Source organism: Streptomyces sp. NPDC058796 (genome assembly GCF_042745235.1).
Classification (GTDB): Bacteria; Actinomycetota; Actinomycetes; order Streptomycetales; family Streptomycetaceae; genus Streptomyces.
In genome coordinates, this window is sequence record NZ_JBHYOP010000002.1 from 587,270 (window position 1) to 604,456 (window position 17,187).

Annotated in this window: 14 protein-coding genes; 6 read left to right on the top strand and 8 right to left on the bottom strand. The window is 70.9% G+C overall.

Going from position 1 to position 17,187, the window contains the following annotated elements; all coding sequences use genetic code 11:
- Window positions 1-10 precede the first annotated feature (10 nt).
- Entirely contained in the window at window positions 11-802 is a 792-nt protein-coding gene (locus ACFW47_RS08015; RefSeq protein WP_386305163.1) for a methyltransferase domain-containing protein, read from the top strand.
- 21 nt (window positions 803-823) lie between these two features.
- Here ACFW47_RS08015 and ACFW47_RS08020 read toward each other — a convergent pair whose 3' ends face one another.
- On the bottom strand, window positions 824-2,020 hold the full coding sequence (locus ACFW47_RS08020; RefSeq protein WP_386286986.1) for a winged helix DNA-binding domain-containing protein: 1,197 nt from the start codon (window positions 2,018-2,020) through the stop codon (window positions 824-826).
- A 1,009-nt stretch (window positions 2,021-3,029) separates the two neighbouring features.
- Between ACFW47_RS08020 and ACFW47_RS08025 the strand changes: the two genes are divergently transcribed.
- The 3 genes from ACFW47_RS08025 to ACFW47_RS08035 all read left to right on the top strand — a co-directional run bounded on the left by ACFW47_RS08025 (window position 3,030) and on the right by ACFW47_RS08035 (window position 7,094).
- Window positions 3,030-4,355, top strand: coding sequence for a PhoH family protein (locus ACFW47_RS08025; protein WP_386286984.1), 1,326 nt, complete (start codon window positions 3,030-3,032; stop codon window positions 4,353-4,355).
- Between the two features lie 402 nt (window positions 4,356-4,757).
- Complete coding sequence (locus ACFW47_RS08030; protein ID WP_386286983.1) at window positions 4,758-5,453, top strand: transglycosylase SLT domain-containing protein; 696 nt, start codon at window positions 4,758-4,760, stop codon at window positions 5,451-5,453.
- A 174-nt stretch (window positions 5,454-5,627) separates the two neighbouring features.
- A complete protein-coding gene (locus ACFW47_RS08035) occupies window positions 5,628-7,094 on the top strand; it encodes an AI-2E family transporter (protein WP_386286981.1) in 1,467 nt (488 codons plus the stop codon).
- Window positions 7,095-7,202: 108 nt separating this feature from the next.
- On the opposite strand, the gene ACFW47_RS08040 is transcribed toward ACFW47_RS08035, so the two are convergent.
- Entirely contained in the window at window positions 7,203-7,739 is a 537-nt protein-coding gene (locus ACFW47_RS08040; protein ID WP_217246645.1) for an alkyl hydroperoxide reductase, read from the bottom strand.
- Window positions 7,740-7,745: 6 nt separating this feature from the next.
- Window positions 7,746-8,300: a peroxiredoxin gene (locus ACFW47_RS08045; protein ID WP_100049627.1), complete on the bottom strand. Its 555-nt coding sequence runs from the start codon at window positions 8,298-8,300 to the stop codon at window positions 7,746-7,748.
- Window positions 8,301-8,438: 138 nt separating this feature from the next.
- On the opposite strand from ACFW47_RS08045, the gene ACFW47_RS08050 reads away from it, so the two are divergent.
- Complete coding sequence (locus ACFW47_RS08050; protein ID WP_386286980.1) at window positions 8,439-9,377, top strand: LysR substrate-binding domain-containing protein; 939 nt, start codon at window positions 8,439-8,441, stop codon at window positions 9,375-9,377.
- Window positions 9,378-9,519: 142 nt separating this feature from the next.
- On the opposite strand, the gene ACFW47_RS08055 is transcribed toward ACFW47_RS08050, so the two are convergent.
- The 5 genes from ACFW47_RS08055 to ACFW47_RS08075 form a co-directional block, all read right to left on the bottom strand.
- Window positions 9,520-11,829 carry an ABC transporter permease gene (locus tag ACFW47_RS08055; protein ID WP_386305244.1) on the bottom strand — a complete coding sequence of 770 codons (2,310 nt, stop codon included), beginning with the start codon at window positions 11,827-11,829 and terminating at the stop codon, window positions 9,520-9,522.
- 92 nt (window positions 11,830-11,921) lie between these two features.
- Complete coding sequence (locus tag ACFW47_RS08060) at window positions 11,922-12,611, bottom strand: ABC transporter ATP-binding protein (RefSeq protein ID WP_386286978.1); 690 nt, start codon at window positions 12,609-12,611, stop codon at window positions 11,922-11,924.
- The gene (locus ACFW47_RS08065) at window positions 12,608-13,132 is read right to left on the bottom strand and encodes a PadR family transcriptional regulator (RefSeq protein WP_386286977.1); all 525 of its coding nucleotides are present in this window, start codon (window positions 13,130-13,132) and stop codon (window positions 12,608-12,610) included. Before ACFW47_RS08065 ends, ACFW47_RS08060 begins: the two co-directional genes overlap by 4 nt.
- Window positions 13,133-13,291: 159 nt before the next feature.
- Window positions 13,292-13,612, bottom strand: coding sequence for a hypothetical protein (locus ACFW47_RS08070; RefSeq protein WP_386286976.1), 321 nt, complete (start codon window positions 13,610-13,612; stop codon window positions 13,292-13,294).
- Window positions 13,609-14,547 (bottom strand): SPFH domain-containing protein, encoded by a 939-nt coding sequence (locus tag ACFW47_RS08075; protein WP_386305165.1) that lies wholly within the window; start codon window positions 14,545-14,547, stop codon window positions 13,609-13,611. The genes ACFW47_RS08070 and ACFW47_RS08075 overlap by 4 nt, the downstream gene beginning before the upstream one ends.
- Window positions 14,548-14,829: 282 nt before the next feature.
- On the opposite strand from ACFW47_RS08075, the gene ACFW47_RS08080 reads away from it, so the two are divergent.
- A complete protein-coding gene (locus ACFW47_RS08080) occupies window positions 14,830-17,139 on the top strand; it encodes a transglycosylase domain-containing protein (protein ID WP_386286973.1) in 2,310 nt (769 codons plus the stop codon).
- Window positions 17,140-17,187: the final 48 nt, after the last annotated feature.

Consider the following 17,187-nt stretch of genomic DNA (forward strand, 5'->3'; position numbering starts at 1 on the left):
TGGGACACCCATGGCGCCCCCAGCCCCCCGCACGTTCGACGACCTCGTGGCCGAAGGCGCCGCCGTCCCCACCGAAGGGTGGGACTTCTCCTGGTTCGAGGGGCGGGCCACCGAGGCGCGGCCCTCCTGGGGGTACGCCCGTTCCCTGGGCGGGCGGCTCGCCGGGGCCGGTGCGGTGCTGGACGTGCAGACCGGGGGAGGGGAGGTGCTGGACTTCGCCCTCGGGGCAGCGGCGCCCGGCCGGCCCGCCCTCCTCGTCGCCACCGAAGGGTGGCCGCCCAACGTCGCGAAGGCCACCGAGCTGCTCCGGCCCCGCGGCGTCCCCGTGGTCGCCTCGCCCGACGACGCGCCGTTCCCCTTCGCTGACGGGGTTTTCGACCTGGTCGTGAGCCGGCATCCCGTCGTGCCGCACTGGTCGGAGATCGCCCGCGTCCTCGCACCCGGCGGTACGTACTTCGCCCAGCATGTCGGGCCGGCCAGCGTGTTCGAGGTCGTCGAGTTCTTCCTCGGGCCGCAGCCGGAGGCGAGCCGGAACGAGCGGCACCCCGACCGGGAACGCGCCGACGCCGAGGGCGCCGGGCTGGAGGTCGTCGACCTGCGGGCGGAGCGGCTGCGGATGGAGTTCCATGACGTCGGGGCCGTCGTCCACTTCCTGCGCAAGGTCGTGTGGATGGTCCCGGGGTTCACCGTCGAGGCGTGCCGGGACCGGCTGCGGGAGATGCACGAGCGCATCGAGGCGGAGGGGCCCTTCGTGGCCCACAGCGCGCGGCACCTCTTCGAGATCCGGAAACCGCGTCAGTAGGGAGCGACGGGACACCGTCGATCACGCGTGGGGGCCGGTCGTCACCTCGCCCACCACCAGTTCCGCCCGTGCCTCCAGCACCTCTCCCACCCGCTCCACCCGTGCCTCCAGCTCCCGTTGCCGGGCTGCCGTCAGACGTCGTCGTCCCAGGGGCTCGACCGTGACGGTCGTACGCCGTCCCCGGCGCCGCTGGTGCCACACGCCCGCCGCGACCCCGTCCACCAGCAGCACGGGGTAGTTGCCCGCCTGCCCGCCCGCCAGCGCCCGCCGGTACGCGGCTTCGGGGAAGAGCAGCTCCCGTGGCTGCGCGGCGATCAGGTACGCGTCGAAGTAGGGCAGGAGGTGCAGCCCGCGCAGCAGGCCGTCGCGTTCGCTGCCGCGCGGGAAGTCCGTGTCGCCCGCCGCCACCCACGCCGGTGTTCCCTCGAAGTCGACCTCCTCGATCTGTCCCGCATCGGCCAGGTCGTCGTACAGGGTCCGCGCCCAGGCGGGCGGAGCCGCCAGCCACCTGGCGAAGTGCTGCGGGGTGGCCGGGCCGTAGGCGTGCAGGTAGCGGCGTACGAGGAGGTGCAGCGCCTCTTGCGGGGGCAGCGGGGTGAAGTGCGGCGGGCGGGTGTACGTCACCTTGCGGCCGCGGTCGGGGCCGAAGGACAGGGCGCCGCACTGGCCGGCCCGGTGCAGGACCTGGCGCCAGCGCGGCCACAAGGTCTGGAAGGCGGGCATCACCAGGTCGCCGGCCCAGGGACCGGTGCGGGCGACGACTTCATCGCCCAGTTCGTCGATGGTGAGGAAGGCACCGTTCAGTGCGTCGCCGACGGCCGTCACGACCTGTGCGGCCTGGGTGTCGGTGAGGCGTGTGCCGGGCGGGAAGGAGGCCGGTCCGGCGGGGACGGCGGGGAGCGCGGCGCACCACATGGGCAGGTCGCGGGCCGGGAGCAGGTGAACGGTGCCGCGCGGGCCGTGGGTCTTGATCAGCGAGGGCGGAGCGGAGGGCGATCCGGTCGGCCACAGCGCGGTCCGTACGTCCGTCCGGGTCACGCCGTCGACCCGGATGCCGACCGACAACTCCGCCGCGGAGAGGACCTGGGCGTGGACGCCGAGCATCGCATCGGCCGCTTCGGTGACCGGCGTGCCCGTTCGGGCGGAGTTGGCGAGGAACTGCCGTTCGAGACGCCGTGCGCTCGCCGCGTCCCAAGTGACAACCGTCCTCTTCGTCATGAGGTGACGTTAGGGGAGCAGTAGGCCAGTGCGTTGCCTCGATGAATCGGCGGTGGCTTTCGCGGACACGGGGTCGTGCGGGACCTTCTGGGCATAAGTGGCACACCTTCGCAAATATCCGCGCGCTTGGAGGGAGGGTGCGGAATCACCCGGTGATCCTCACAGGGTTTCCACATCGTTATTCATCGTTGTCCTTCTCGCGCCGAATCCGCTCCGCCCGATCGCGTAAGTTCATGTCAGGTAATTCGCGTGAGCAAAGCTGCGCGTGTGGCACCGCGCAGTGGAGGGGGCTGCGCGGTGCCCGGTCAAGCGGGGGTTCGCCGGCGGGGTCACCCGGTGGAGGGAAGCGCGGGCGGTCCGCCGTGCGGGCGCCGGCGCGCGCGGGATGCCGGCGAACCGCCCCTCCAGTGCGCCGGGGGCACGGTTTTCTCCCTGTCGCCCGCTCTGTTCTGGCCATGATTCACGGCGGAATGGGCGCTTCCATGGCTACCCGGGCGTCGCCGGGCGATTTCGGAGAGTAGTTGTGGCATGCCGATGCGCGCGGCATCCCTTACGAAGGGTTATGGTGGAAACCCCCCCTCGGGCCGGTCCGTCTCCCCCCCACGGACCGGCCCGTTTTTCTGCCCGCATTCGGGAGGGGTGCCCGGCGAGCGCCCGAGGGGCGCACGTCATGAGGAGTTCACCGGTGCGTCGTTCTGTGCCGTGGCATGGCGGCGCTTGTTCGAGGGCATAAACCAAGCAGGTCGACGCCCGAACCACGGGTGTCGTGTCTCAGCGGACGGCACGGAGCCGTCCGCCCGGGAGGCCCTTTGCACCAGCCCCACCGTGCGGTCACGGCACGGAAGACGCGGCGGAGGGCCGGCTCGCGGCCCGCGCCCGTCCGGGGCGGCCGTCGACCGGCCGACTCGTCAGTGCAGGGCGGTCGTCGACCGGTCGGTCCGTTCCCGCTCTCCCGGCCCAGCGTCCACTCCGTCGCTCCCCGACCTCATCCGAGGGGGTACGTCCTTCCGTGGTGACCAGCGCAAAGCGCCACAAGCCAGACAGGCGCACCTACGTTCTCGACACCAGCGTCCTGCTGGCCGATCCGAGCGCCCTGAGCCGCTTCGACGAGCACGAGGTCGTGCTCCCGATCGTCGTGGTCACGGAGCTGGAGGCCAAGCGGCACCATCCCGAACTCGGCTACTTCGCCCGGCAGGCACTGCGCCTGCTCGACGAGTTCCGGGTACGGCACGGTCGCCTCGACGCCCCCATCCCGATCGGCGATCTCGGCGGGACCGTCCGTGTCGAGCTCAACCACTCGGACCCCAGCGTGCTGCCCACCGGCTACCGCCTGGGGGACAACGACTCCCGCATCCTCGCGGTCGCCCGCAACCTCCAGGCGGAGGGATACGACGTCACCGTTGTGTCCAAGGACCTCCCGCTCAGGATCAAGGCGTCCTCCGTCGGCCTGCTCGCCGAGGAGTACCGCGCCGAGCTCGCCATCACGGACGCCTCCGGCTGGACCGGCATGTCCGAGCTGACGCTGCCCGGCGAGCAGGTGGACATCCTCTTCGAGGAAGGGCGGGTCTACGTCCCGGAGGCCGCCGAGCTGCCCGTGCACACCGGCCTGACCATCCAGTCGGAGCGCGGCAAGGCCCTCGGCCGGGTCACGCCCGACGGCAGCGTCCGCGTGGTGCGCGGCGACCGGGAGGCGTTCGGCATCAAGGGCCGCAGCGCCGAGCAGCGGATCGCGCTCGACCTGCTCCTCGATCCCGACGTCGGGATCGTGTCGATGGGCGGCCGGGCCGGCACCGGCAAGTCGGCGCTGGCGCTGTGCGCGGGGCTGGAGGCGGTGCTGGAGCGGCGGCAGCACCAGAAGGTGATGGTCTTCCGGCCGCTGTACGCGGTGGGCGGGCAGGAGCTCGGCTACCTGCCCGGCTCCGAGGCCGAGAAGATGAGCCCCTGGGCGCAGGCGGTCTTCGACACGCTGTCGGCGGTCACCAGCCGGGAGGTCATCGAGGAGGTGACCGCGCGCGGCATGCTGGAGGTGCTGCCGCTCACCCACATCCGCGGGCGCTCGCTGCACGACGCGTTCGTGATCGTGGACGAGGCCCAGTCGCTGGAGCGGAACGTCCTGCTGACCGTACTCTCCCGCATCGGGGCCAACTCGCGGGTCGTACTGACCCACGACGTCGCGCAGCGGGACAACCTGCGGGTGGGGCGGTACGACGGCGTCGTCGCCGTCGTCGAGAAGCTGAAGGGGCATCCGCTCTTCGCGCACGTCACCCTGACCCGGTCCGAGCGGTCGCAGATCGCGGCGCTCGTGACCGAAATGCTGGAGGACGGCCACATCTGAGAGGTACCGCGTGACCCTGGCGCCGTCCGGAAGGCGAAGAGCCTAGCCGGGCGGCGCCTCGGCGTGTGCGGGTTTCCGGAAACTCCCTGGGGCAAACGGGATGTGAGCTTTCACACGCAACACAGAATTGCCTCACCCCGTCGGGTTACGGCAGAGTCTCGTTCCTGTCAGGCCCCGCATACGACACAGCCGTACCCCCAGCGGTACGGCGACACCGCAGAAGCACCAGTCTCAACTCCATAGCAGCGTCGTATGCCGCCCGAGCACCACGCGGCGCTCCCCTTGCGGGGAGTTGTCCACCGGGCCCGTGCCTCCCGTGACCCGTAGTTGGGGAGGCCAGCGTCAGGGGCACGATTGCGTCCGCGAGGGTCACCGAAGCGGGCGATGCTGGAAGGAAACCGTGTGAGCCGGATCTCGGTCCGGGGATTCGCAGTGGCCTCGGCCACGGCGGTCACCGCTGTCGGAAGTGTCGTCGGCGTTGCCTCGGGCAGCACCGCGCAGAACAACGACGCGGAAGCCACAGCAGCCGGCACGACGCTGCTTGCGGACATCCCCATGGGCGAGCAGGCGCAGGTGCAGACCGCGTCCCTGACGCAGCAGGCCGACGCGCAGGCCATCGCCGCGGACGCGAGCGCCAAGAAGGACGCCGAGGAGGCGGCCCGCAAGGCAGCCGCCGAGACCGCCGTGGCCAAGCAGGAGAAGGCCAAGAAGGCGGCCGAGGAGGCCAAGAAGCGCGAGGCGGAGAAGGAAGCGGCCAGCCGCGACGCCCAGCGCGAGGCCACCAGCTTCGCCGTCCAGAGCTCCTACAGCACCAGCCAGATCCAGGCGATGGCCCGTCAGATGGTGCCGAGCGGCCAGTGGCAGTGCTTCAGCAACATCGTGGACCACGAGTCCAGCTGGAACTACAAGGCCGTCAACCCCTCCTCCGGCGCCTACGGCCTCTTCCAGGCCCTCCCGGCCGGCAAGTACGCCTCGGCGGGCGCCGACTGGCGGACCAACCCGGCCACGCAGATCAAGTGGGGCCTCAACTACATGGACAACCGCTACGGCAGCCCGTGTGACGCCTGGGCCTTCTGGCAGGCCAACCACTGGTACTGAGCCCCGCCAGGCACCGCCCGGCCGGTCCGGAACCGGCCGGCCGCCCCACCGCTCAACCTCGTGAAGCCCCTCGCCGTCCTTCGGTGAGGGGCTTTCGCGTGCCCGCGTTGTACGGTCGGACCGAAACGACTCCAGGGGGGAGTGGTGGGGAAGGACGGGGGAAGAGGACGGATCATGTCGCGAGTGCCAGGGTGGCTCGGTCGGCTCGGCGCCGGACTGACGCAGATGAGCAGGCGGTTGGAGCAGCGCCGCGAGGAGGCGCGCGGAGAGGGCCCCGACGGCGAACCGTCACCGGCCGCCCACCACGCGCCGCCGTCGCCGCAGGACACGTCGACCGAGCACGCCACGGCACAGCTCGTGGTCCACAGCCGCCCCGATCCCGCGCAGGCCGTCCCCTGGGGCGTACGGGTCGCCGCGGAGGCCGGGTGGAGGCTGCTGGTCCTCGCGGGGACCGTGTGGGTGCTGATGCGGGTGATCAGCGCCGTCCAGCTGGTGGTGCTGGCTTTCGTGGCCGCGTTGCTGATCACGGCGCTGCTCCAGCCGACCGTGGCACGGCTGCGGCGGCTCGGGGTGCCGCGGGGGCCGGCCACCGCGCTGACCGCGATCCTCGGGTTCGTGGTGATGGGGCTGATCGGCTGGTTCGTGACCTGGCAGGTCATGGAGAACATCGACAACCTCTCCGACCAGGTCCAGGACGGCATCGACGAACTGCGCAACTGGCTGCTGAACAGCCCCTTCCACGTCACCGACAAGCAGATCAACGAGATCGCCAAGAATTTGCGCGAGGCGGTCGGCGCCAACACCGACCAGATAACGTCCGCCGGTCTGGAGGGCGTCACGGTCGTTGTCGAGGCACTCACCGGCATCCTGCTGGCCGCCTTCTCGACGCTCTTCCTGCTCTACGACGGCAAGCGCATCTGGCAGTGGACGCTGAAGCTGGTGCCGGCGGCGGCCCGGCCGGGCGTGGCCGGTGCCGGTCCGCGCGCGTGGCGGACCCTGACCGCGTACGTGCGCGGCACGGTGATCGTGGCGCTGATCGACGCCATCTTCATCGGCCTCGGCATCTACTTCCTGGACGTGCCGATGGCCGTCCCGCTGGCCGTGTTCATCTTCCTGTTCGCCTTCATCCCGCTGGTCGGCGCGGTGATCTCGGGGGCGCTCGCGGTGGTCGTGGCGCTGGTGACGCAGGGCGTGTTCGCGGCCGTCATGACGCTCGTCGTGGTGCTGGCGGTGCAGCAGATCGAGGGCCACATCCTCCAGCCGTTCATTCTGGGGCGCGCGGTGCGGGTCCATCCGCTGGCGGTGGTGCTGTCGGTGGCCACGGGCGGCATGGTGGCCGGCATCGGCGGCGCGGTGGTCGCCGTACCGCTGGTGGCGGTGACGAACACCGTCGTCGGCTATCTGCGGGCGTACTCCCGGGAGGCCGCCGTACGACAGGCGCCGAACCCGCGCGGCGGGACGTCCGCGGACGCGTCCCCGGCGACGGCGGGGGGCTCCGTGGGTTCCGGCGGCGCGGGAGATTCCGGGTCCGCCGCGGACACGGGCACGGAAGCGCCGACGAAGGACACGTCGACCACCATGACGAAGGACACGGCGAAGGACACGGGAGACGGGCCGCCCGCGGGCGCTTCACCGGCGTAGCGGCGACCGCCGACCGGCACCGGCACCGGCGCGGCGACGCGACGGGCCCCGCTCACCGAGTCGGTGAGCGGGGCCCGTCGTCGTGCGTGGGCGGCCTCCCGCAGGGGACTACTGGGCGGCCAGCACGGCCTCCGCGTCCAGCGTGGCGCCGACGGCCTCGACCACGGCGGCGATCTTGAACGCCTCCTGGATCGTCTCGCGGTCCACACCGGCCTTGCGGAGCACCTGCTCGTGCGAGTCCAGGCACATGCCGCAGCCGTTGATGGCGGACACCGCGAAGGACCACAGCTCGAAGTCGACCTTGTCGACGCCCGGGTTGCCGATGACGTTCATCCGCAGACCGGCGCGCAGGGTGCCGTACTCGTGGTCCGACAGCAGGTGCCGGGTGCGGTAGAAGACGTTGTTCATCGCCATGATCGCGGCGGCCGACTTGGCGGCCGAGTACGCCTCGGGCGTGAGGTTCGCCTTCGCCTCCGGCTCCAGCTCGCGCAGGACGATGGGGGAGCGCGAGGCGATGGCGGTCGCCAGCACGGTGCCCCACAGCTGCTGCGCCGGGAGGTCGGAGTTGCCGATGACCGAGCCCAGGTTGAGCTTCAGGTCCTTGGCGTAGTCCGGTACGGCGGACTTCAGGGAGTCGAGCGACATGTCAGCTCACTCTCCCGACAGCAGCGCGACCGGGTCCAGGGTCTCGTCGCCCTTGCTCCAGTTGCACGGGCAGAGCTCGTCGGTCTGCAGGGCGTCGAGGACCCGCAGGACCTCCTTGGGGTTACGGCCGACGGAGCCGGCGGTGACCATCGTGAACTGGATCTCGTTGTTCTGGTCCACGATGAACACCGCGCGCTGCGCGAAGCCGTCCTCGCCCTCGATGCCGAGGTCACGCATGAGCTCGTGCTTCGAGTCGGCCATCATCGGGAAGGGCAGGTCGGTCAGGTCCGGGTGGTCCTTGCGCCAGGCGTGGTGCACGAACTCGGAGTCGCCGGAGAAGCCGAGGATCTGGGCGTCACGGTCGGCGAACTCGTCGTTCAGCTTGCCGAACGCGGCGATCTCGGTCGGGCACACGAAGGTGAAGTCCTTGGGCCAGGCGAAGACGACCTTCCACTTGCCCTCGTAGGTCTTGTGGTTGATCTGCTCGAACTCCTTGCCCTTCTCCAGCGAGACGCAGGCGGTCAGATCGAACTCGGGGAACTTGTCACCGACAGTGAGCACACGCTCTCCAAAAAACGCAGCGAGAAAACACCCGTTTTGCGAGTGTTTCCCATGGGTTGGACGTTATTGATGTTGGCACAGGGTGCATTGATTGCGGAAATAGCTACACTCGGTCGAGTTGATCGGAGGTGGCTATTAATGTCGGGCAAGAAGAGGCAGCCCAGCCTCGCCCAGCTGCGGGCTTTCGCGGCGGTCGCCGAGCACTTGCACTTCCGCGACGCCGCCGCCGCGATCGGCATGAGCCAGCCCGCGCTCTCGGGCGCCGTCTCAGCCCTGGAGGAGGCACTGGGTGTCACCCTCCTGGAGCGTACGACGCGTAAGGTGCTGCTCTCTCCGGCGGGGGAGCGGCTCGCGGTGCGGACGAAGGCGGTACTGGCGGAGGTGGGCGCGCTGCTGGAGGAGGCGGAGGCGGTGCGGGCGCCGTTCACCGGCGCGCTGCGGCTCGGCGTCATCCCGACCGTCGCCCCGTACCTGCTGCCCACCGTGCTGCGCCTGGTGCACGACCGCTACCCGGACCTGGACCTCCAGGTCCACGAGGAGCAGACGGCGAGCCTGCTGGAGGGGCTGTCCTCGGGCCGTCTCGACCTGCTCCTGCTGGCGGTGCCGCTCGGCGTCCCCGGCGTCACCGAACTCCCCCTCTTCGACGAGGACTTCGTGCTCGTCACGCCGCTCGACCACCGGCTCGGCGGGCGGGAGGGCATCGAGCGCTCGGTGCTGCGCGAGCTGAACCTGCTGCTCCTCGACGAGGGCCACTGCCTGCGCGACCAGGCGCTCGACATCTGCCGGGAGGCCGGCCGCGCGGACGTCCCCGCGACCACGACGGCCGCCGGGCTGTCGACGCTGGTGCAGCTGGTGGCGGGCGGCCTGGGCGTGACGCTGCTGCCGCGCACGGCCGTCCGCGTGGAGACCTCCCGCTCCAGCCAGCTCCTCACCGGCTCCTTCACCGACCCGGCCCCCACCCGCCGCATCGCCCTCGCCATGCGCACGGGCGCGGCCCGCTCCGCGGAGTACGAGGAACTGGCGGGGGCGCTGCGGGAGGCGATGACGGACCTGCCGGTGCGGACGGTCGTGGCCTGATCCGGCCCCGACCGCCCGCCTCGGGTCGTCTGCATCCGACCGCCCGTCTCGGATTGCTTGCCCCGGGTCGTCCGCCCCGGGCCACCCGGCCCGGGGCGGACGACCCGACTGCCCGCCCGGGCCGTTCGTGCGGGTCGCGGCCCTACTCCGTGCGCAGCCCCTCCGGTCGCATCAGCCGCAGCAGCGGTGGCAGGCTCAGCAGGGTCACCACCAGGACGACCGCCGCGCCGATGCCGGTCATCGACAGGACGCCGGCCCAGTCGACGCGAACCGGGGTGTTCGTCATCTTCAGCAGGACCGTGCCCAGCGTCAGGCCCACGACCATGGCCAGCAGCAGGCCCAGCACGATGGGGACAGCGGTCTGCCAGAGCACCGACATACTCAGCGTGCGGCGCCGGGTGCCGAAGGCGACCAGGGCCGACAGCAGCTTCTTCCGCTCCCGCAGCTGCTCCAGCTGCGAGACCAGCAGGCTCGCGCCGATCAACGCCAGCACGCACGCCGCCCCGACGAACAGACCGGTGCGGATGGCGTCGAACCGGCCGGTGCGCTCCGTCGCCGTCCACACCATGGCGTCCGCCAGCGGATGGACGGCCACCGCGGTGTTCCGCACCCGGTCGTGCACGTCCGGAACCGACTCGTCCAGCTTGAGGTAGGCGTGCCCGGTCAGGGCCGGCGCGAGCGCGTCCGGCATCGCCTTCGGCGTGACCAGGAAGCCGCCCCGGTCGACCCCGGCGAGCAGACCGCGACGCGGCTTCGCCGCCTTCACGTCCTGCGGCACCGTCCAGGGGATCTCCAGGCTCTTGGGGCTCTGCTCGTAGGTCGGGTCCGCGTACAGTTTCCGTCCCGGCGTGGCCAGCTTGGTCATGTCCTCCCCGGCGTCCCACTCGGCGCCGTGGACGACGAACACGTCCCCGTCCTCGCAGGAGGGCAGCTCGGCCATCTCCCGCAGCGACGCGCAGTCGCCCACGGTCAGCGTCGAGCCGTTGTCCGGGCTCTGGGCGCGGTCGCCGAGGTAGCCCTCGGAGTAGCCGTAGACCGCCGTCACGCCCTCGGTGTCACGGAGTTCGCCGGTCGCGCGCGTCACCGGCATCCCGTCCGGCAGGACCACCTCCATCTGCGCCTGCGACACGTCCTGCCCGGTGGACCGGGTGTAGTCGTCCTCCACCCCCGCGAAGAGCATCTGCAGCGCGATCGCGCCCGCGACGGCCACCGCGATGCCGTTGACCATGCGGGCCGCCGTTCCGCTGCTCAGCTGCAGCCTGCGCACGGCCAGCTGCCAGGCGACGCCACCGGCACCGAGCCGGGCGACGACGGCCTCCACGATCCACGGCAGCAGCGCGGTCACGCCGACCAGGAGCAGGACGACACCGCCGGTCACCAGGTACTGGTTGAAGTCGCCGTTGTCCCGTCCGTCGCCGATCATCGGGTAGAGCATCGCCAGACCGGCCAGCGGCAGCAGCAGCCGCCACCACAGCCGGCGCCGGGGCGGCCGGCCCGCGCGCACCACGCCGAGCGGTTCGATCACGACCCCGCGCAGCGCGAACAGCGTCACCAGCACCGCCGCCGCCGGCACGGCCATCGCGACCAGCAGGGCGAGCAGCGGCGAGGGGTTGAGGTAGCTCGGGAACACGCTGATGCGGAACACCTCGGCGGTCCCCGCGAGCTGCCGCCCGATCATGAAGAACCCGGCCCCGAAGACCAGCCCCAGCACCGCCCCCGCCAGCGCCTCACCGGCGGCGATCCGCCGGGTCATACCGCTGTCGGAGCCCACCAGCCGCAGTGCCGCCAGCCGCCGGTCCCGCCGCTCCCCGCCGAACCGCACGGCCGCCGCGATGAAGACCGCGACCGGCATCAGCAGCACCACGAAGACCACGAGGATCAGCAGGAGCAGCACCGGGTCGGACCGCTCGGACGCCGGATTCGGATCCCCGAACCGGTCGATGCGGACGATCCGGCCGCTGTCGATGTGCTGAGCGAGCCCTTCGGCGCCCTGGTAGTAGGCGAGTTCGGCCGATCCGATCAGCCCCTCCTCCCCGATGGTGCCGATGATCCGGTCCGGCAGCCGCTCGCGCAGCAGCGCGCCGGAGTCCGACTCCAGCAGCTCCTTCAGCGCGGGGGAGACGACCATCTCGCCCTTGGCCGGGAACCTCTCCACCCCCGGGGGCAGCGGCGCCCGCGGCCCCTCGGGTTCGATCGCCCGGCCCCGGACGGTGTCGTCGCGGAAGTCCGAACCGACGTTGGCGACCACGAGGGTGTCGTCCGCCTTGGCCGGCCGCTCGTCGGTGAAGGTGATGTCGGTGCGCGCGGCCTCCCGCTCGTGCCGGACGTCGAGCGCGTTGGGGATGGCCGTCGTCAGCAGCAGCAGCGCCACGCCGAGCCCGACGCCGACCGCCGTCAGCACCGCCCGGGTCCACCCCTCGCGCCCGCCGGTGAAGGCGAAGCGGACTCCCATGGCCAGGTCGGCGGCGACCGCCCGGACCCGGCCCCGCTCGCGGCGGGCCTCTCCCGTGGACAGGCTCGGCGGCCTCTCGCGCGTGGGCACGCTCATACGACCCGCTCCATGTCCCGGGACCTGCCGTCCCGCACGACGATCTCGCGGTCGGAGTAGGCGGCCACCCGTGCCTCGTGCGTGACCAGGACGACCGCGGCGTTGGTGGAGCGGGCGGCGTCCGTGAGGAGTTCCATCACGCGTTCCCCGTTGAGGGAGTCCAGCGCGCCGGTCGGCTCGTCGGCGAAGAGCACGCGGGGATTGGTGACCAGCGACCGCGCCACCGCGACCCGCTGCCCCTGACCGCCGGAGACCTCACCGGGCCGCTTCTTCTTGAGGTCGTCGACCTCCAGTCGCTCCATCCAGGTCAGTGCGGCCCGCTCGGCCTCCTTGCGGGAGGTGCCGTTCAGCCGCAGCGGCAGGGCGACGTTCTCCACGCACGTCAGCTCCGGCACCAGCTGCCCGAACTGGAACACGAACCCGAAATCGGACCGGCGCAGCGCACTGCGCTCGGCGTCGCTCATGGCGGACAGCTCCCGACCGCCGTACATGATCGTGCCCGAGTCGGGCGTGACGATTCCGGCGAGGCAGTGCAGCAGCGTCGACTTGCCCGACCCGGAGGGCCCCATCACGGCGACGACCTCGCCGGGATGGATGGAGAACTCGGCGTCGTCGAGGGCGAGGGTCGGGCCGTAGGCCTTGCGCAGCTGCTCGGCCGAGAGCAGCGAACCTGCGGGAGGAGTCATCGGGCCACCGCCTCACGGAGCTTGTCGAGGCGCGCCGCGGTGAGCTCCAGCCACCGCAGGTCGGCCTCCAGGTGGAACAGGGCGTGGTCGCAGATGAGCTGGTCCGCGAGGTCGCCCTTGCGCTTGCGGTCGGTCAGGATGCGCATGCTGCGCAGGTGTTCCGAACGCTGGGTGTCGAGGATGTCGGCGGCGTCCCGCTGGGTGAGCAGCGCGAGGACGACCTTCGTGTAGAGCGTCGACTGGAGGTACGGCTCGGGCTTCTCGGGCGTGGCGAGCCACCGCTGTACGTCGGTGATCCCGGCGTCGGTGATCGCGTACCGCTTCCGCTCGGGGCCGCCGCCGGCCTCGATGCCGTCGACGACGACGAGGCCGTTCTTCAGCAGGCGGGACATCGTCGAATAGACCTGGCCGTAGTGGAGCGGCCGGTCGTGACCGAACTTCTCGTCGAAGGCGCGCTTGAGGTCGTAACCGTGGCGCGGCCCGGACTCCAGGAGCCCGAGGAGGGTGTGACCGATGGACATGCGAGCACTCTACACACGGTGTATACGCCCTATGTATACGCGCAGTGCAGAGATCGTGGCCGCACGTGCGTGAGCCCAGGTCGGAGGCGATTGTCACGGTTCCGCTACGGCCGAAGCCGCGCCTCCGCGATGTGCGGTGACGCGGCTTCACCGACTCCTCTACGGCGGTGGCGTGGGCCCCGGCCCGAGGTGTCGCGGCGGGCGCCCCCGCCGGGGCAGCGGTCCCGCGTCGCCGGGCAGCCGGCCCGCGTCCGCCAGGGCCCGGCGGAGCAGGAACTCGATCTGGGCGTTGGCCGAGCGCAGCTCGTCGCCCGCCCACCGGGCCAGCGCCTCGTACACCTGGGGGTCCAGCCGCAGCAGCACCTGCTTGCGCTGCTGCGGCGACCGGCGCTTCGGGGCGGCCCGGCCCCCCGGGTCAGGACCCTCGGGCGGGGCTTCCTCGGGCGGCTCGGACGGCGTTCCCTCGGACCGGGCCGTCACTGGTAGAGCGTCCCGGTGTTCAGGACCGGCTGGGCGGCGCGGTCCCCGCAGAGCACGACCATCAGGTTGGACACCATCGCCGCCTTGCGCTCGTCGTCCAGCTCCACGATGTCCTGCTCGCTGATCCGGGCGAGCGCCGCCTCGACCATGCCGACCGCGCCGTCCACGATCTGCCGCCGGGCCGCGACCACCGCGCCGGCCTGCTGCCGCTGGAGCATCGCCGAGGCGATCTCCGGCGCGTACGCGAGGTGCGTGAATCGGGACTCGACGATCTGCACGCCGGCCGCCTCCACGCGCGCGTGCAGCTCGACGGCGAGCTTCTCGGTGATCTCCTCGGCGTTGCCCCGCAGGGAGAGGCCGCCCTCCTCGTGGGCGTCGTACGGGTACTCGATCGCGATGTGCCGCACGGCCGCCTCGGTCTGGGTGGAGACGAACTCGACGTAGTCGTCCACCTCGAAGGAGGCCTGCGCGGTGTCCTCCACCCGCCAGACCACCACGGCCGCAAGTTCGATGGGGTTGCCGTAGGCGTCGTTGACCTTCAGGACGGCCGTCTCGTGGTTCCGCACCCGCGTCGAGATCTTGGTGCGCGAGGTCAGCGGATTGACCCAGCGCAGCCCGTCCTGCCGGATCGTCCCCCGGTACCGCCCGAAGAGCTGCACCACCCGGGCCTCACCCGGCGCCACCATGTTCAGCCCGCACATCGCGAGGAAGGCGGCCAGGGCGATCACGATCCCCGCGACGATCAGGGCCGCCTTGCCCCCGGCCGACGAGACCGCGGTGGCGACGGCGATCAGACCGGCCCCGGCCACCAGCCCCACCAGACCCAGCAGCAGCGCCATCCCGCCACCGATGCTGTGCGCCTGCGTCTCGCGCACCCGTGGCGCCGGCATCTCAGGTACGTCCGCCTTGACCTGCGAAGTGTCGTGCGTGGGCATGAGTGGTCCCCCGTTCTCGCCGGACGCGCCCGAGCACGCCCGTGTGTCTATCCTGAGTCTATCTAAGTGATAACACTTTACCCCCGAACGGCAACCTGCAACCCCTCTCGCACGTCGGTTCCTAGGGAACAGGTGCTGATTCTCACGTCCGTACAAGGCCGGATCGGCAGGCGTTTGTCTTATCTCCCGGTGTTAGCTTTCTGAGCTGACCTGAGCGACGAACCTGTGTGACACCTGAGCAGGGCGTGCCCACAGATGAAGGAAGCGGAGCGGATCGGACCCATGGGACGAGCGGAAGAGAGAAGAGCGCGACAGCGCGGTGGCCGCCGCGCGGCGCCGAAAACCCGCCGTTCCTCGGGGGCCGGCCAGAAGAGCGGCATACGCAGGTTCTTCACCTGGAAGAAGATCCTCGGCACGTTCTTCGGCCTCTGCCTGCTCGGCATGGGCGCCTTCATCGTGCTGTACATGGTGATCGACATCCCCGAGGGAAATCCCGAGGCGGAGCTGCAGAGCAACGTCTACAAGTACAGCGACGGCAGCATCATGACCCGCACCGGCGACCGCAACCGCGAGATCGTCGACCTGGCCAAGGTGCCCAAGGAGGTCCAGCGCACCTTCGTCGCCGCCGAGAACAAGACCTTCTACAAGGACTCCGGCGTCGACCTCAAGGGCACCGCGCGCGGCCTGCTCAACACGCTCTCCGGCAAGGGCGCGCAGGGCGGCTCGACCATCACCCAGCAGTACGTCAAGAACTACTACCTGTCCCAGGAACAGACGGTCACACGCAAGCTCAAGGAGCTGGTGATCTCCCTGAAGCTGGACCGGGAGAAGTCCAAGGACTACATCCTGGCCGGCTACATCAACACCAGCTACTACGGCCGCGGCGCGTACGGCATCCAGGCCGCCGCGCAGGCCTACTACCGCGTCGACGCCGAGGACCTGACGGTCGAGCAGGGCGCGTATCTCGCGGCGCTGCTCCAGGCACCGAACCAGTACGACTGGGCGATCGCCAGCGACACCGGCAAGAAGCTCGTCCAGGAGCGCTGGAACTACGTCCTGGACAACATGGTCGAGGAGGACTGGCTGAGCCGGTCCGAACGCCAGGGCATGAAGTTCCCGGTGCCGAAGGAGCCCAAGGCCGCCGCCGGGATGGAGGGACAGGTCGGCTACCTGGTGAAGGCGGCCGACCACGAGCTCAAGAAGCAGCTGGTCGCGCAGGGCGACGCCGAGGACATGAAGCAGGCCGACGCCCTGCTGGAACTCGGTGGTTACACCGTCACCCTCAACATCGACAGCGCGAAGCAGGCGGAGCTGGAGAAGGCCGTCAAGGCCAAGCTCACCAGCAAGCTCGACCCCGACAAGCGCGACGTCGACGCCGACGTCCAGGCCGGTGCCGTATCCGTCGACCCCAAGACGGGCGGCGTCGTGGCGATGTACGGCGGCGTGGACTACGTGAAGCACTTCACCAACAACGCCACCCGCGACGACTACCAGCCCGCCTCCACCTTCAAGCCGGTGATCCTCGCCGCGGCCGTCGACCAGGACGCCGAGACCCAGGACGGCGTGCCCATCACGGCCAACGCGGTCTACGACGGCACCAGCAAGCGTCCGGTCGTGGACGGTGACCGCGAGGTCGGCTTCGCACCGCCCAACGAGGACGACGTCGACTACGGCGACATCACCGTCCAGGAGGCGATGAACAAGTCCGTCAACTCCGTCTTCGCGCAGATGGGCGTCGACGTCGGCATGGATCAGGTCATGAAGGTCGCCGCCGACCTCGGCATGAACACCGAGGGCGACCAGGCCGTGCCCGCCCAGACCCTGGGCAGTATGGGCGCCAGCCCGCTGGAGATGGCCGGCGTGTACGCCACCCTCGACAACCACGGCAAGAAGGTCACCCCGGCCATCGTGAAGTCGGTCGAGCACAAGGACCGCACGGTGGAGTTCCCCGAGCCGGTCGGCGAGCAGGTCATCAGCCGTGAGGCCGCCGACACGGTGACCTCCGTGCTCACCGGCGTGGTCGACGACGGTACGGCCAGGAAGTCCGTGCGGGAGAACCCGCTGCGCGACGGCCAGACGGTCGCCGGCAAGACCGGTACGTCCGACAACAACAAGTCGGCCTGGTTCAGCGGATACACGCCCGAGCTGGTCACCTCGGTCGGCCTGTTCGGCGAGGACCCGAAGACCCACGCCCAGGTCCCGATGTACAAGGCGGGCGGCGTCGACTACCGCGTCAACGGCGGTGGCTTCCCGGCGGAGATCTGGGCCGCGTACACCTTCGGCGTCATGGACGAGGTCACCGAGTTCGATCTGGAGACCAAGCAGGGCAACGCGGTGAAGCCGAGCACCAGCCCGTCGCAGAGCGAGTCGCCGTCGCAGTCGCCGTCCCAGGAGGAGTCGCCCGAGCCGCCGGAGAGCGAGGAGCCGGAGACGGAGGACCCGACGTCCGAGCCGCCGGTGAGCGAGTCGCCGTCGCAGTCGCCGTCCCAGTCGCCGTCCGGCAGCCCGTCGTCGGAGGCACCGCCCACCGGCGGGGTGTCCACGGAACCGGAGAACCCGCTCTTCCCGGGCGGGGACCGGCAGGAGCGGTAGCGGAAGCAGGCACGTGGAAGGGCGCCCGGTGAGCACCGGGCGCCCTTC

Bases quoted from the DNA above. Each gene is read 5' to 3' on its own strand.
- ACFW47_RS08015 (WP_386305163.1), top strand. From the start codon at position 11: ATGGCGCCCCCAGCCCCCCGCACGTTCGACGACCTCGTGGCCGAAGGC.
- ACFW47_RS08020 (WP_386286986.1), bottom strand. From the start codon at position 2,020: ATGACGAAGAGGACGGTTGTCACTTGGGACGCGGCGAGCGCACGGCGT.
- ACFW47_RS08035 (WP_386286981.1), top strand. From the start codon at position 5,628: ATGTCGCGAGTGCCAGGGTGGCTCGGTCGGCTCGGCGCCGGACTGACG.
- ACFW47_RS08040 (WP_217246645.1), bottom strand. From the start codon at position 7,739: ATGTCGCTCGACTCCCTGAAGTCCGCCGTACCGGACTACGCCAAGGAC.
- ACFW47_RS08050 (WP_386286980.1), top strand. From the start codon at position 8,439: ATGTCGGGCAAGAAGAGGCAGCCCAGCCTCGCCCAGCTGCGGGCTTTC.
- ACFW47_RS08055 (WP_386305244.1), bottom strand. From the start codon at position 11,829: ATGGGAGTCCGCTTCGCCTTCACCGGCGGGCGCGAGGGGTGGACCCGG.
- ACFW47_RS08060 (WP_386286978.1), bottom strand. From the start codon at position 12,611: ATGACTCCTCCCGCAGGTTCGCTGCTCTCGGCCGAGCAGCTGCGCAAG.
- ACFW47_RS08065 (WP_386286977.1), bottom strand. From the start codon at position 13,132: ATGTCCATCGGTCACACCCTCCTCGGGCTCCTGGAGTCCGGGCCGCGC.
- ACFW47_RS08075 (WP_386305165.1), bottom strand. From the start codon at position 14,547: ATGCCCACGCACGACACTTCGCAGGTCAAGGCGGACGTACCTGAGATG.
- ACFW47_RS08080 (WP_386286973.1), top strand. From the start codon at position 14,830: ATGGGACGAGCGGAAGAGAGAAGAGCGCGACAGCGCGGTGGCCGCCGC.